Genomic DNA, 13,989 nt, shown 5'->3' with positions numbered 1-13,989 from the left:
GCGGGATGACACCGGAGGCGCGGGTGTTGCGCTGGAAGATGCCGCCGTACCCGGCGAGCGCCGAGACGCCCTCCTGGATACGGGCGCCGGCCCCGTCGTTCAGCGACACCAGCGGGGCACCGGCCGAGATGGCCATGTCCATGATCTTGTGGATCTTCGTGGCGTGCGCCTCGCCCAGCGCCCCGCCGAAGATCCGGAAATCGTGCGCGTAGACGAAGACCGTGCGGCCCTCGACCGTGCCCCAGCCGGTGATGACACCGTCGGTGTAGGGCTTCTTCGCCTCCAGGCCGAACCCGGTCGCCCGGTGCCGGCGGAGCTGCTCGACCTCCTTGAACGAACCCGCGTCCAGCAACAGCTCGATGCGCTCACGAGCGGTCAGCTTCCCCTTGGCGTGCTGCGCCTCGGTCGCCCGCTCGCTCGGTCCGCGCCGCGCCTGCTCGCGCAGGGCCAGCAGTTCGGCCACCCGGCCTCGGGCGTCGGTCGGCTCACCCTGGGTTTCGTCCACAACGGTCATGCATCGACCCTACGAACCCCGACCCAGAATCTCGCCGTCGACTCCGTACAGTCTCCTGCCCGGTTTCGTGGTGGGAGTGAACAGAACCACGCCGCCGGGCAGGCGATCCACCAGCGAATCGCCGACTCCGGTTGTGGAGACCCCACAAGCGAAGGGTGTGCGGTGGGCCACACGCCCCTGAGGGGGCCCGAAGGCCCCCTCAGTATGGCGCAGCTCGCTCCCCCGCCGTTCGCCGCGCCCCGGGAATCCGCCCGGCAGACGGTCAACCTCCGCAGTGGAAGCGGGCGTTGCCCCAGTCGGCATGGTCGTTCCCGTTGCCGTCGCCGCCGTCCTGGACGATCAGCTCGACGTACTTCGCGCCCGTGACGTCGGCGGTGAGCTTCCAGGCGGGGTCGGCCGCCCCCCGTACGGGCGACGCCACCTTCTCCGTACCGTCGGCGGTGACCGAGAAGCGCACACTCCCCCGGGTCGTCTGGACGTCGTCCACCCCGACCTCGGCGGTGAAGGAGGTGCACTTCCCGCCCAGGTAGTAGCGGATCTTCGCCGGGGCGTGCGTGCCCAGGCCCTTGTCGTAGGCGACACCGCCGATCTTCAGCGGTCCGCCGTCCCCGGTCCCGGTCTCCCCGTTGGACCGGTCACGCTCGACCGGGCCCCAGCCGTTCTGCGAGGCGGTCCAGTCCAGGTCACTGGCCCAGCTGTCCTTCGTGGGCGGCGGCGGGAGCGTACGGACGGAGGTTTCCGCGCCGAGCGTGCGACCGGCGCCCTGGACGGCGTACGTGGCCCTTGCCTCCAGCGCGTACGTGGCGTAGGGGGCGTCCACCGGCGGGGTGACCCGCCAGCTGCCGGTGACCTTCGCGCCCGGGGCGACCGAGTCGAAGGCGACCGGGCCCGCCGGCTCGGCCTGCCAGCCCTCGGGCACGGTCAGCGCGAGCCGCACATCCGTGGCGGCGCTCGCCTCGTCGTTGCCGAAGGTCGCCTCGACGGTGTTCGGGGCGCCGGGCTCCAGGGTCTCGGCGTCGGCGGCCACGCCGAGGGTGCCGCAGACGGCCTCCTCGCCCGCCGGGGCGGGGCCGAGGTCGGTGACGGTGAAGCCGTCGAGCACGAAGTCCGCGCCCTCGGGCGCCCCGGGGAGCTTGCGCAGCCCGGTCCAGGTGTCACCGCAGCCCGCGGTGAGCGTCCGGCTGAACTGTCCGGTGGTGCGCTGCTGCCCGATCGGGGTGGCCCGGGTCTCGGTCGAGGCGGCCTTGCCGTCGGCGACCCGGTCGTAGCCCTCGACCCAGCTGTAGGCGCCGGCGTGGCTGGACTGGTAGGCGAACTCGACCTCGTACCGGTGGCCGTCCTTCATCGGGACGGTCCAGGGAGCGGTGCGGTAGACGAGCCCGGTGTTCTCCTCGTGGGACTTCAGGGACTCCTTCCCGCCGAGCACGTCGTCGATGAGCTTCCCGTTCCAGCCGGACCGGGTGTACGGGGCGTTCAGCTGGGAGATGTGGGTGCGGGGGTCGGTGGAGCCGCCCGCGTCGCCCTTGAGGAAGGGGCCCCAGCCCTGGTCGACGGCCTCGAAGTCCTCGTACGCCACGGTGCCGGCACGGGTGGCCGGGGCGTTCTCGACGATCCGTACGTCATCGGCGCGGACCTTCGCCGCGGAGCCCGCCGCCGCCTCGATGCGCAGGGTGGTGCGGCCGTGCGCGGGGGCGGTGAAGGTGACCTTGGCGCGCTGGAAGAAGGTGCCGTGCCAGTCGGAGGCGGCGACGTAGTCCTTCGCCGTGGAGCGTTCGACGGCGACCGCCTTTCCGCCCGCGCTCAGCACCGTACGACGGGACTGTCCGGGCTCGACCTCGATCAGGGCGGAGGCGGTGTAGCGCTTGCCGGGCTGGAGGCCGGTGACGGTCCGGGAGAGCGCGGCCGTGGCGGTCCCCGAGAGTTCGGCGCTGTTGCGGCCCTGGTCGTCGGTGTCGCGGACGACCGTGCCGGTCTTCGCCCAGCCCTTCAGGTCCCGGTCGTTGAAGCCGGGGTCGGCGACCCCGGTGCCCTGGCCCCAGTCGGCGGCGCGCTCCTTCGGCGCCCGGCCGGGGTAGAGGACGTACGCCTGTCCGGCGGTGGCGGTCAGCGTGATCCTCCCACCGGAGGGACGGACCGTGGAGACCTTCTCGCGGCCGTTGTCGGTCAGCTTGTAGACGGTGTACGCGCCCTTGCCGGGCACCTCCCAGGTGCTGGTGCCGCCGGTCTCGCTGTAGTGGTAGAGCTTCTTGCCGCCGTCCCACGGGAGCAGGTAGTCCGTCCCGCTGAGCACCTTGCGGCCCTGCTCGTAGAAGGTCCGCTTGCCGTCCTCGACCGTGCCGCGCACCTCACCGGTGAAGGTGATGTCGTTGCCGTCCCAGCGGGTGATCTTCTGCTGCTGGAGGTACTTGGCGGGGAGGTTCTTCTGCCAGATGTTGGCGGTGAAGGCGTTCCAGTCGGTCTCGCCGGTCCAGCCCTCGAAGTCCTCCAGGGCGCTCTGGCCGAGGACCGGGTGGTCGTTCCAGATGTCCTTCTCGCCGTTGCGGATGAACCGGATGATCTGCGAGTTGAGGCCCTTGTTGGTGGCCCCGCCGTAGTTGAGGTCGTTGGCCCAGTGGGACCAGAGCGAGGCGCGTTCGAACTTGTCGGCCCACTCGGTGCCGACGGTCCAGCCCTGCTCCTGGACGGCCTGGATCGTCTTGTCGGCGATCCAGCCGTGGCTGTAGTAGACGTCGATGTAGAGGAAGTCGAGGTTCTCGTCGGTCTCGTCGCGCAGTTGCCGGAAGCGCTTGGCCAGGTCGCCGCTGTTGATGTCGCGGCGCTGGTCGATGTAATAGCTCTGGTTGAGCCAGTTCCAGCCGGGCTTGGTCTTGTCGACGAGCTGCTCGGAGAAGGCCCTGGCCTCGGGGTAGGACTCGGTGGCGTTGACGTGGACGCCGAAGTCCGCGCCCCACTTCCCGCCCTCCTTCAGCAGCGTGTTGAGGTCCTTCAGCCCGCCGGCCCGCTTGTTGTAGTTGCCGCCGTAGTCCGGGTGGGCGGAGTCGTGGCCCTCGGAGCCGTACCCCTTGAGGACGGCGAGCTGGCCGAGGCCGTCGGTGGCCTTCGCGATCCGCTTGACGTCGTCCAGGGTGCGCAGGAAGGGGTGGGTGGCCTGGCTGGCGAAGTTGAAGGGGATATGGGTGACGACCCGCCCGGGGGTGTCCTCACTGCCGGGCGCGGCGACGCCGATGGAGCGGAAGGCGATCGCACCGTCCTGCCAGTCGACGGCCTTGTCCCCGTTGGCGTCCGGGGTGACGACGACCTTGGCCCAGGGCAGGTTCTCGCCGCTCTCCGGCTCGGGTGCGCCCTCGCCCCGGTAGGTCCACTGGCCGGACCAGACGCCGACCCGGACGCCGCCGGCCTCTTCGGTGCGCGCCTGGTGCCAGAAGCGGGCGTCGTCGCCACCGGTGGCCCCGGAGGGCTTGTCGTACGAGGAGTTGGATTCGATGGCCGCGGCGAGGGAGCCGGTGTTCAGGATCGCGTAGCTGGCTCCGACGGGCGCGGAGTCGGGCTTCGTCTCCCCGGTGACCTTCGCGAAGACGTCGGCGGTACGGGTGGAGTCCGGGTCGAGCCTCGTGAACGCGGTGGCGGCTCCGGAGTCGGTGGACCCGACGGAGATCAGGTCGTGCCCGGGGATGTCGATGGTCCCGACCCGGAAGGCGGACGTGTCGCGGACGGCGGTCACCTTGAAGGTGGTGGCCCGCCCGGAGACGGTGAGCGAGGCGTCGATCTCGACGCCCGGCAGGGAGTCGAAGACGAGGGTGTAGCGGGCGGCGGAGCCGGTGACCTTCGGCTCGCCCTTGAGTTTCACCGGGTGGGCGGTGCCGTTGAGGGTGACGGCGGTGACCGGCCGGGTGGAGCCGAGCAGTTGCTCGCCGCTCGCCCGGTCGGTGTACGCCAGGACGCGCGGGAAGTCGTCGGCGACCGCGACGGCGAGCCGGTCGGACCGGATCACGGCGGACCCGTCGGCCTTGGCCTCTCCGGCCGGGGCGGGGGGCGAGGGGGCGGCGGCCGCGGCGGGGAGAGCGGCCCCCACGAGCGCCAGGACGGCTGCGGAGGCCGCGGCGACCAGGCCGGGGCGAGGGAATCTTGGCGACATGGCCCCTGAGTAGTCGTCGTGTCCGGACACCGTCAACGAACTTCGGGGCCGGGGGCCGACTCCGTCCAACAACCCCGATGCGTTAGTCCAAGTCGCCTCGGCGGGGCCCGCCGCACGGTCCCGTTCACCTCTTGGCCGCCAAGCCCCCTCCGGTCACGGTTCGTACCCGCCCGGTTCCGGCAAGTACCGCCCGGGAGCGCCGAGTTGTGAAGACTCGGAACTTTTGAGAGCGCTCTCAGTCACAAGTATTGACGGTCGTACCGGGCCTCGCGAGAGTGGTGCGCACCGCAGGCACCCCCACGGTTCCTGACCCTCCCCGCGCCACCCCCCACCCCCGCCTGCGGCCCCCCACCACCTCGGGAGTCCCTTCGTGATTTCACGCCGAATGTTCCTGACCGGCGCCGCCGCATCGGCCGCGGCGCTCACGTACCCCGCCTGGGGCACCGCTCTGAGCCCTCGCGCGTCGGCGGCCCCCGCCACCTGCGAAATCGCCCTGGAGAACAAGTCGTTGCCGGGCACGGTGCACGCGTATGTGACCGGCCGTGAGCTGGGCACCGACCGCTGGGTGCTGCTGAAGCCGGACGGCGGCGTCTACCGCCCCGAATCCCCCGGCGCGCCGCAGACGCCGCTGCCCGTCGACTGCGCCATCCCGCTCAAGGGCGCGGGCGCGGGGCCGGTCGTGCTGACCCTGCCGCAGATGTACGGGTCCCGGGTCTACTTCGTCCGCGACGACAAGCTGGACTTCTTCCTCAACCCGGGTCCGTCCCTGGTGGAGCCGGCCTTCGCGACGCCGACGGACCCGAACTACGGGCGGACCTGGGCGTTCGCCGAGTTCACCTTCAACACCGAGCAGCTGTACTCCAACATCAGCTACGTGGATCTGATCACCGCGCTCCCGATCGGCATCACGCTGGAGGGCGACGCCACGCACGTCGTGGCCCCGCACCCGGAGGGCGCGGTGGACCGGATCGCGGAGGACCTCACCGCCCAGGCGGCCGCCGACGGGCAGCCGTGGGACAAGCTGGTCACCCGGGGCGACGACGGCAAGGTGCTGCGGGTCGTCTCGCCGCAGAACATCATGGCCCCGTACTTCGACCGGCCGGACGAGATGCCGTTCCGGGGTCTGTTCGAGGCGCAGATCGACGAGGTGTGGGAGAAGTACCGCTCCGAGGACCTGCGGATCGACCTCCAGGGCGGCCGGGGCACGCTGGCGGGCCGGGTGAGCGGTGACGTGCTGACCTTCGAGGGCGGTCACACCTTCACCAAGCCGCAGACGAAGGACATCTTCACCTGCAACCACGGGCCGTTCACCAACAACCCGGACGACTCCGACGACAAGAAGGCGATCCTGGCCCGGCTGGCCGCGGGCTTCAACCGCTCGATCATGCTGACCCACCCGAGCCAGCCGAACGGCACGTCCGCCTCGGACTACTACCAGGCCGCGGTCACCAACCACTGGTCCCGGGTGGTCCACGCGAACAGCCCGATCGGGTACGCGTTCCCGTACGACGACGTACGCCCGGACGGCGAGCCGGACGTCTCGGGCGCGGCGCACGACGGGAACCCGCGCCGCTTCACGGTGAGCGTGGGCTCCTGACGCCCGCCCGGTAGGCCTGTGCGTGCCCCCGCCGGTGTACGGCGGGGGCACACGCATGTCCGTCCCGGGCCCGCCGTGGGCCGAGATCCGATTTTCCGTCAATTGACACGATGCGTGGCGTTCTTGACTTCGACGCACCGCCCCGGGACGGTGCCGTATGCGAATGAACCCCCTCCCCCGCCGACTCCCCCGCCGGCTGCTCACGGCCGTCGCCGCCGGACTCCTGCTGACCGCCGCGCCCCCGGCGCACGGGGACCCCGCCCCGCCACCGTCGCCCGCCCCGCAGGCCTCGGGCGCACACGGTCTGCGCGCGTTCCAGCAGAGCTACGGCCTGCCCCCGACCGGCCGGGTGGACGTCGCCACCGCGCAGCTGCTCAGGACCGCCCCGGACAGTGAGCTGCGAACGTTCTTCGCCGCCCCGTCGGACCTCGGCCCGCAACAGCTCGCCCACGCCAGGACGGTCATCGGCGTCGGCAAGTGGGCGGAACTCTCCGAGGAGGCGCAGGTCATCGCCCTGATGACGGCGATGCAGGAGTCGAAGTTCGTCAACTACACCGCACCGGTCGACCACGACTCGCTCGGCGTCTTCCAGCAGCGCCCGAGCATGGGCTGGGGCACCCCGGCGCAGATCACGCACGTACCGACCGCGTCCAAGTCCTTCTACGGGCTGCCCTCGCCCAGCGCCAATCCGGGGCTCCTCCAGATCGACGGCTGGGAGTCGATGGAGCCGGGCGAAGTGTGCCAGGCGGTCCAGCGGTCCGCCCATCCGGACCGGTACGCGCAGTGGGAGGACTTCGCCCGGGACCTGCTGGAGCAGGAGAGCCCGGACGCCGAGCCGATCCCGTAGGCCCTGAGGAGCCGGGGGGCCGTCCCGGTGCGGGACGGCCCCCCGGCGTGCGGCTCTCAGCAGCCGCCGCAGTTGTAGTACGTGACGTCCCAGTGGTTGCCCTCGTCCGCGTAGATGTTGCCGGATCCGGACCGGTACTGGCGGGCGCCGTCGCCGCGGGTGCCGATGTAGGTGAAGGCGCCGGTGACGTAGTTGTTCACGCAGGTGCTCTTGGCGAAGTCGAGCTTGTAGCCGTTCCAGTGGGAGTACGTGCCGCCGGCGTGCCCGGTCTCCGTGCCTCCGGTGATCCTGAGCGCGCAGCCGGTGGCGCTCTTGAGGGTCTGCGCGCCCTGGGCGCTGGTCAGATTGAGCTGGTCGAACGACGTGCAGGTGGGGTTGTTGCGGTCGGAGCAGCCGCCGGAGGACGACCAGGTGATCCCGGACGAGGTGAACCGGGAGGTCGCCTGCGCGTGGGTCAGTTTGGTCACGGCGTGCGCCTCGGTGGCGCCGCTGCCGAGGGCGCCGATCCCTGGCGCGAAGAGCGCGCCGAGGGCGAGGGCGAGGGCGATGAGGGCGGAGCGGAGTCGTGGACGGGTCACCATGGGGGGATTCCTCCTGCTCATGACAAATCAAGGTGTGCACGGGCACGGCCGCACACGCCGGGGGCAGGGAGATAGTGCCCGAGTTCTACGCGCGTCGCCAGAGGGCACCACGTAAGAAAGGTTGAACTTTGAACAAGATGGCGTTATGGTCGATCTCGTTGAAGGTTAAACAACCTCGACGCACCCCGTCCCCCGAGGAGGAGCCATGGCTCTGTTCAACCGCAAGTCGTCCGCCACCGCCGTCGCCGAGGCCCCCGCGGTCGACCCTGCGCTCGCCGCTCTGACCGGCACGTACACCGTGGACCCGGCGCACAGCAGCATCGGCTTCACCGTGCGGCACGCGATGGTCACCAACGTGCGCGGCTCCTTCGGCGAGCACGAGGGCACCCTGGTGCTGGACGGCACGGACCCGGCGAACTCCTCCGCCTCCATCGACGTGAAGATCGCCAGCGTGGACACCGGCATCGCCGACCGGGACGGCCACCTGGTCAGCGGCGACTTCTTCGACGCCGAGACGTTCCCGCTGATGACGTTCCGCTCGACCAAGGCCGAGCAGCGCGGCGGCGACACGTACCGGATCACCGGCGACCTCACCATTAAGGACGTCACGCGCCCGCTCTCCATCGACCTGGAGTTCAACGGCTCCGCCACCGACGTCTACGGCAACGAACGCGTCGGCTTCGAGGGCAGCGCCGACATCCTGCGCTCCGACTGGGGCCTGACCTGGAACGCGGCGCTGGAGACCGGTGGCGTGATGGTCAGCGACAAGGTGAAGCTGACCTTCGACATCTCCGCGATCAAGGCCGCCCCGGCAGCCTGACCTGCTCGGCACACACACGCGCAGCGCCCCGCACCCCGATCTCCCGGGGACGGGGCGCTGCGCGTGTGTACGGAGGTCTCGCCTACTTCGCGACCTTCTCCGCGAAGAGCGGGACGACCTTCTCCAGCGCGTACGAGACGGACAGGATCGAGTCCGTCGCGAACGCCTGGGAGATGTCCTTGTCGTCGAAGACGATGGCGTTGCCCGCCTTCACCGACGGGACGGCCTGGTACAGCGGGTCGTCGCTGATGTCCGTGGCCGGGATGCCGATCGGGGTCATGACCGTCAGACCGGCGTCGAGCAGGTCCAGGTTCTCCTTGGAGACGGACACGGAGAAGCCCTCGCCGGCCCGGGCCTCGGCCTTCGGGTTGTTCTTGAAGCCGAGCCGCTCGACGAAGTCGATGCGCCCGGTGCCGCCGACGTAGACACCGAAGCCCTCGGACGTACGCGAGCCGACCGTGATGGTCTTGCCCTTGAACTCGGGGTGGGCCTTCGCGGCGGCCTCGAACTTCTTCTCCGTCTCCGCGATCAGTTCCTCGCCCTTCTCCGGTACGCCCATGGCGGCGGCGATCATCGTGGTCTGCTGCTCCCACGAGATCTTGTACTGGTCGCCGCCCTTCGGCACACCCACGGTCGGGGCGATCTTCTTCAGGGTGTCGTAACGGGTCTGGTCACCGCTGGACTTGGTGTCCAGGATCAGGTCGGGCCGGAGGGAGGCGATCTTCTCGAACTCCGGCTCCATCGTGCCGATGAGCTCGGGCTTCTTGTCGTACATGCCCTTGGCCCACGGGCCGACGCCCTCGCCGCCGAAGGGCAGCCAGTCGCTGGCCCCGACCGGCCGGCCGCCGAGCGCGAGCACGGTCTCGGCGTCGCCCCAGCCGAGCGCGACGATGCGCTTGGGCTGCTGGTCGACGGTGACCTCGCCGAACTTGGTCGCCACCTTGGCGGGGAAGGCGCCTTCGGACGCGCCGCCGGAGGCGGAGGAGGGCGCGGAGCTGTCGGTCTCGTCCGACGAGCCACAGGCCGAGAGGCCGACGAGCAGGGCGGCGACGACGCCGGCCACCAGGACGGGGGTGCGGCGGGCGCGCCGGGCGCGAGAAGCGGAAGCATTCATGTCTCTTAGGTTAGCCTCACCTAATAACAACGGTGCCATCGGGTTGAACCCCGCGCTCTGCTCCCCCGGCCCGCCGGGTGTCCGCTCCCCTGCCCTCCCGTGCCTGCTCCCGTACGTACGAGGATCAGGCAGCCGGGTCCTTCACGTGATGGCGGCCCAGCGGCACGACCATCGGGGTGGCCGACGCCGGGTCCTCGATCACCGAGCAGCGCATCCCGAAGACCTCGCCGACCAGCTCCGCCGTCACGATGTCGACCGGCCGGCCCTCCGCGACGATCCGCCCCGCCTTCATCGCGATCATGTGGTCGGCGTACCGGCAGGCGAGGTTCAGGTCGTGCAGCACGGCCACCATGGTGACGCCCTGCTCGCGGTTGAGGTCGGTGAGCAGGTCGAGGACGTCGAGCTGGTGGCTGGCGTCGAGGAAGGTCGTCGGCTCGTCGAGCAGCAGGATGTCGGTGCGCTGGGCGAGCGCCATCGCGATCCACACCCGCTGGCGCTGGCCACCGGACAGCTCGTCGACGGACCGGTCGGCGAGCTCCAGGACGTCGGTCGACAGCAGCGCCTGCGCGACCACCCGGTCGTCCTCGGCGCTCCAGCGGCGGAACCAGCCCTGGTGCGGGTAGCGGCCGCGCCCGACGAGGTCCGAGACGGTGATGCCCTCCGGGGCGGTGGGGCTCTGCGGGAGGATGCCGAGCACGGAGGCGACCTCCTTGGTCGGCATCTCCTGGAGGGACCGGCCGTCCAGGAGCACCGCCCCGGCGGAGGGGGCGAGCAGCCGGGCCATGGCCCGCAACAGGGTCGACTTGCCGCAGGCGTTGGGGCCGACGATGACCGTGATCTTCCCGGGCGGCACGGCCACGCTCAGACCGGGGACGATCTCGCGTTCGCCGTAGCCGAGCCGGACGTCCCGGGCTTCCAGAGTGTGTTCGGCCACGGCAGGGTCACGCCTTTCGTCATCGGCTTCTCGACATGTCGCCATGTCCGGGGACTTCTCCATGTCAGCCCCCGCTGCCCACGCGGTTGGCGCGGGCCAGGAGCAGGAGCAGATACGGGGCCCCGATGATGCTGGTGACCACGCCCACCGGCAGCTGCACGGGGAACAGGTGCTGCGCCGCGAAGTCCGCGACCAGGACGATCAGCGCCCCGGTCAGGGCGGCCTGCGGCAGGGCCGCGCCCCGGCCCGGGACCAGCCGGCGGGCGATGGGTGCGGCGACGAACGCCACGAACCCGACGGGCCCGGCGGCGGCGGTCGCGACCCCGGCGAGCGCGGTCGCGCAGCCCAGCAGCGCCAGCCGGCCGCCCTCGACCTTCGCGCCGAGCCCGGCCGCGGCGTCGTCCCCCAGCTGGAGGGGGCGCAGCGCGTGGGCGGCGAGGACGGTCAGCGGTACGAGCAGGCCGAGGGCGATGAGCAGCGGCCACATCTGGTTCCAGGAGCGGCCGTTGAGGCTGCCCGCGAGCCAGCGGAACGCCTCTTGCGCGTCGGTGACCTCGGAACGGGCCATGACGTACCAGACGATGCTGGAGAGCCCCATGCCGACGCCGATGCCGACGAGGACCAGGCGCTGTCCGGCGATGCCCTGGCGCCAGGCGAGCAGATGGATGGCGGCTCCGGCGACGAGGGAGCCGGTGAGGGCGCTCACGGCGAGGGCGAGGCCGCTGACCTGGAAGAGCAGGGCGGCGGTGACGGCGATCGCGCTGGCCCCGGAGCTGATGCCGATGAGGTCGGGGCTGGCGAGAGGGTTGCGCAGCACGGTCTGGAAGAGGGCGCCGGAGAGCCCGAACGCGATGCCGACGAGGATCGCGAGGAGGGCGCGGGGCAGCCGCAGTTCCAGCACGACGAACTGCGATCCGCCGTCGCCGCCGCCGAACAGGGTGGCCACGACCTTCCCGATGGGCATCACCATGTCGCCGAAGCTGAGCGAGACGCCGAACACGACGGCCACGGCGGCGAACAGGCCGGTGCCGACGAGGACGGAGCGGCGCAGGCCCCGGCCGCGTACGGCGGAGACCTGGCGTACGGCGTCGGCGAGCCGCTCCCGGTCCGGGGCGAGTCGCTCCCGGTCCGGGCCCGGGGCGTCCTTCGTCACGACGGGTGCCCGGCTCACAGTTCCACCAGCTTCCTGCGCCGGACCAGCCAGATGAAGGGGATGCACCCGATCGCGGCCGTGACCACGCCGACCTGCACCTCGCCGGGGCGGGCGACGACCCGGCCGACGATGTCGGCGACGAGCAGCATGACCGGGGCGAGCACCATGCTGTACGGGAGCACCCAGCGGTAGTCGGGCCCGGTGATGAGGCGGGCGGCGTGCGGTACGGCGAGCCCGACGAAGCCGATGGGCCCGGCGACGACGGTGGCCGCGCCGCAGAGGATCACCACGGCGAGGGCGGAGACCATCCGGATCGCCCCGACGCGCTGGCCGAGGCCGCGGGCCAGGTCGTCGCCGAGGGAGAGGGCGTTGAGCTGCGGCCCGAGCGCCAGGGCGAGGACGGTGCCGACCAGGATGAACGGAGAGACCTGCCACAGCACCTCGGAGCCGCGGGCGGTCAGCGCACCGAGCTGCCAGAACCGGAACTGGTCGTAGCTGCCCCGGTCCTGGAGCAGGATCGCGCTGGTGATCGAGGTGAGGACGGCGGCGGTAGCGGCCCCCGCCAGCGCGAGTTTGACCGGTGTCGCGCCTTCGCGCCCGAGCGAGCCGACCCCGTACACGAGGAGCGCGGCGAGCAGCGCGCCGAGGAAGCCGAACCAGATGAACTGGGTGGCGACCGTGAACCCGAGCAGGGTGATCGAGCAGACGACGGCCACCGACGCGCCGGCGTTGATGCCGAGGAGCTGGGGGTCGGCGAGGGGGTTACGGGCGACCCCCTGCATCACCGTGCCCGCGAGGCCGAGCGCCGCACCGGCCAGCAGCCCGGCGACGGTGCGCGGGATGCGGACCTCCTGGACGATGAGCTGGCCCTTGACCGACGTGTCCGGGTCGAGCACCCCGTCGACGACATCGCGGAAGGGCACGTCTCCGGAGCCGATGGCGAGGCTGGCGACGGTCGTGAGGAACAGCACGGCGAGGGCGGCGAGCAGCCCGAGCGCGAGCACGGGGCGGCTGCGCCTGCGCCGCGCCTTTCCGCTGCCGCCGGCCGTCGTCTCCCTCCCCTTCTCCAGGGAGGTCGAGCCGCTCACGACCCGGCCGCCGGGGCAGCCGGCATGCGGTGGTGCACTGTTCGTTCCTCACGCTGGTTCGTCGGCGCCGGGGAGCGCTCCCCGGGCACGGGAGACGCCCTCGTCGGGCGGTCCACCCCGGGCGGGAAACGCAAGGGGACCCAAAGTAAGGTCACCCTAACCGCGCCTGCCGGCACGGCGCGCTGCCGCACCCCACGAGCTCCGGAGCACCGCCTTGCCGTACGCCGCCGCCCCCACCGCGCCCGCCACCGATCCGCTGGCCGGGGCTGTGTCCCTCGGCTCGGCGGACGAACTGCGCGAGCTTCTGGGCACCCCGCACCCGATCGTCATCGACAAGGTCCACGACCGGCTCACCGACGACGACCTGGACCTGCTGGCCCGCTCGCCGTTCTGCACCCTGGCCACGTCCGACGCGGACGGCAACTGCGACGCGACCCCGCGCGGCGACACCCCCGGCTTCACCCATGTCCTGGACCGGGGCACGATCGCCCTCCCCGACCGCCCGGGCAACCGCCGCGCGGACAGCTTCCACAACATCCTGGCGAACCCGCGGGTGGGCCTGCTCTACCTGATACCGGGCGCGATGGACGTCCTGCGGGTCAACGGCCGCGCCCGCCTCCTCACGGACGCCCCGTTCTTCGACGCGATGACGCTGAAGGGCCTGCGGCCGAAGCTCGCCCTGGTCGTCGAGATCGACGAGATCTTCCGCCACTGCCCGGCGTCACTGAAGCGGTCGGGGGTGTGGGCGCCTCAGACGTGGGCGGGGGCGGAGGCCCGCGCCGGTGGCGAGTGACGCGTGCAGCCTGGGCCGACAGGTGACGGCACGACAGTCGGTACGGTCCGCGCGCACGCACGACAGTCGGCACGGTCCGCGCGCACGACGTCCCGCAACTCATGAACCGAGTGGTCGACTTGGCCGCGGACGACCTGGGTGACGGTCTCGGCACGAACGCTCGACGCCACCACCGGCGGACGCGTTCCTGGCCTGTGGGCCCACTCAGCCGGACACCGCGTCCAGGAGGCCGAAGAGGATCTGGTACGTGAGGAAGGACGCGGGGATCGCCACGGCGAGGCTCAGACCGCGCTCCTTCCAGGTGCGCCCCAGCAGCAACGGAAGGCCGCAGGCGAGAGCCCCGCAGGCCACCGCCTGAGAAAGTGTTGGGTAAGCCGTTGATCACTCGCGGTTGAGGTCTTCGGTGAGGCGTC

The 13,989-nt window shown here is 71.4% G+C and carries 11 protein-coding genes and 1 pseudogene; 4 read left to right on the top strand and 8 right to left on the bottom strand.

Going from position 1 to position 13,989, the window contains the following annotated elements; all coding sequences use genetic code 11:
* A partial coding sequence (locus IE145_RS32760; RefSeq protein ID WP_308427842.1) for a carboxyl transferase domain-containing protein occupies positions 1-514 on the bottom strand: 514 nt, incomplete at its 3' end.
* 262 nt (positions 515-776) lie between these two features.
* Positions 777-4,649: an endo-alpha-N-acetylgalactosaminidase family protein gene (locus IE145_RS32755; protein WP_189529060.1), complete on the bottom strand. Its 3,873-nt coding sequence runs from the start codon at positions 4,647-4,649 to the stop codon at positions 777-779.
* A 385-nt stretch (positions 4,650-5,034) separates the two neighbouring features.
* On the opposite strand from IE145_RS32755, the gene IE145_RS32750 reads away from it, so the two are divergent.
* Together IE145_RS32750 and IE145_RS32745 are read left to right on the top strand one after the other, a co-directional pair.
* Positions 5,035-6,246 (top strand): glycoside hydrolase family 64 protein, encoded by a 1,212-nt coding sequence (locus IE145_RS32750; protein WP_189529062.1) that lies wholly within the window; start codon positions 5,035-5,037, stop codon positions 6,244-6,246.
* 163 nt (positions 6,247-6,409) lie between these two features.
* On the top strand, positions 6,410-7,093 hold the full coding sequence (locus IE145_RS32745) for a peptidoglycan-binding domain-containing protein (RefSeq protein WP_444545685.1): 684 nt from the start codon (positions 6,410-6,412) through the stop codon (positions 7,091-7,093).
* A 56-nt stretch (positions 7,094-7,149) separates the two neighbouring features.
* Here IE145_RS32745 and IE145_RS32740 read toward each other — a convergent pair whose 3' ends face one another.
* Positions 7,150-7,674 (bottom strand): hypothetical protein, encoded by a 525-nt coding sequence (locus IE145_RS32740; protein ID WP_189529058.1) that lies wholly within the window; start codon positions 7,672-7,674, stop codon positions 7,150-7,152.
* 205 nt (positions 7,675-7,879) lie between these two features.
* Between IE145_RS32740 and IE145_RS32735 the strand changes: the two genes are divergently transcribed.
* Positions 7,880-8,494 carry a YceI family protein gene (locus tag IE145_RS32735; protein ID WP_189529057.1) on the top strand — a complete coding sequence of 205 codons (615 nt, stop codon included), beginning with the start codon at positions 7,880-7,882 and terminating at the stop codon, positions 8,492-8,494.
* 82 nt (positions 8,495-8,576) lie between these two features.
* On the opposite strand, the gene IE145_RS32730 is transcribed toward IE145_RS32735, so the two are convergent.
* The 4 genes from IE145_RS32730 to IE145_RS32715 form a co-directional block, all read right to left on the bottom strand.
* A complete protein-coding gene (locus IE145_RS32730) occupies positions 8,577-9,608 on the bottom strand; it encodes an iron-siderophore ABC transporter substrate-binding protein (protein ID WP_189529056.1) in 1,032 nt (343 codons plus the stop codon).
* A 124-nt stretch (positions 9,609-9,732) separates the two neighbouring features.
* On the bottom strand, positions 9,733-10,587 hold the full coding sequence (locus IE145_RS32725) for an ABC transporter ATP-binding protein (protein ID WP_189529055.1): 855 nt from the start codon (positions 10,585-10,587) through the stop codon (positions 9,733-9,735).
* Between the two features lie 19 nt (positions 10,588-10,606).
* A complete protein-coding gene (locus tag IE145_RS32720) occupies positions 10,607-11,695 on the bottom strand; it encodes a FecCD family ABC transporter permease (protein ID WP_189529061.1) in 1,089 nt (362 codons plus the stop codon).
* A gap of 14 nt (positions 11,696-11,709) precedes the next feature.
* Positions 11,710-12,783, bottom strand: a complete 1,074-nt coding sequence (locus IE145_RS32715) for a FecCD family ABC transporter permease (RefSeq protein ID WP_189529054.1) — start codon at positions 12,781-12,783, stop codon at positions 11,710-11,712.
* 214 nt (positions 12,784-12,997) lie between these two features.
* Between IE145_RS32715 and IE145_RS32710 the strand changes: the two genes are divergently transcribed.
* Positions 12,998-13,576 (top strand): MSMEG_1061 family FMN-dependent PPOX-type flavoprotein, encoded by a 579-nt coding sequence (locus IE145_RS32710; protein ID WP_189529053.1) that lies wholly within the window; start codon positions 12,998-13,000, stop codon positions 13,574-13,576.
* A 204-nt stretch (positions 13,577-13,780) separates the two neighbouring features.
* Here IE145_RS32710 and IE145_RS32705 read toward each other — a convergent pair.
* Positions 13,781-13,939: pseudogene (locus IE145_RS32705) on the bottom strand (DUF6518 family protein); the annotation flags it as partial.
* Between the last annotated feature and the right edge of the window lie 50 nt (positions 13,940-13,989).

The sequence above is a fragment of the Streptomyces sindenensis genome (genome assembly GCF_014649035.1).
GTDB lineage: Bacteria > Actinomycetota > Actinomycetes > Streptomycetales > Streptomycetaceae > Streptomyces > Streptomyces sindenensis.
Note: the sequence above shows the minus strand (reverse complement) of the source record. Positions and strands in the feature narration are given on the sequence as shown.

What these genes read in the sequence shown, in the direction of transcription:
- IE145_RS32740 (WP_189529058.1), bottom strand. Translation starts at nt 7,674, where the DNA reads ATGGTGACCCGTCCACGACTCCGCTCCGCCCTCATCGCCCTCGCCCTC.
- IE145_RS32725 (WP_189529055.1), bottom strand. Translation starts at nt 10,587, where the DNA reads ATGGCGACATGTCGAGAAGCCGATGACGAAAGGCGTGACCCTGCCGTG.
- IE145_RS32755 (WP_189529060.1), bottom strand. Translation starts at nt 4,649, where the DNA reads ATGTCGCCAAGATTCCCTCGCCCCGGCCTGGTCGCCGCGGCCTCCGCA.
- IE145_RS32745 (WP_444545685.1), top strand. Translation starts at nt 6,410, where the DNA reads ATGAACCCCCTCCCCCGCCGACTCCCCCGCCGGCTGCTCACGGCCGTC.
- IE145_RS32730 (WP_189529056.1), bottom strand. Translation starts at nt 9,608, where the DNA reads ATGAATGCTTCCGCTTCTCGCGCCCGGCGCGCCCGCCGCACCCCCGTC.
- IE145_RS32735 (WP_189529057.1), top strand. Translation starts at nt 7,880, where the DNA reads ATGGCTCTGTTCAACCGCAAGTCGTCCGCCACCGCCGTCGCCGAGGCC.
- IE145_RS32750 (WP_189529062.1), top strand. Translation starts at nt 5,035, where the DNA reads ATGTTCCTGACCGGCGCCGCCGCATCGGCCGCGGCGCTCACGTACCCC.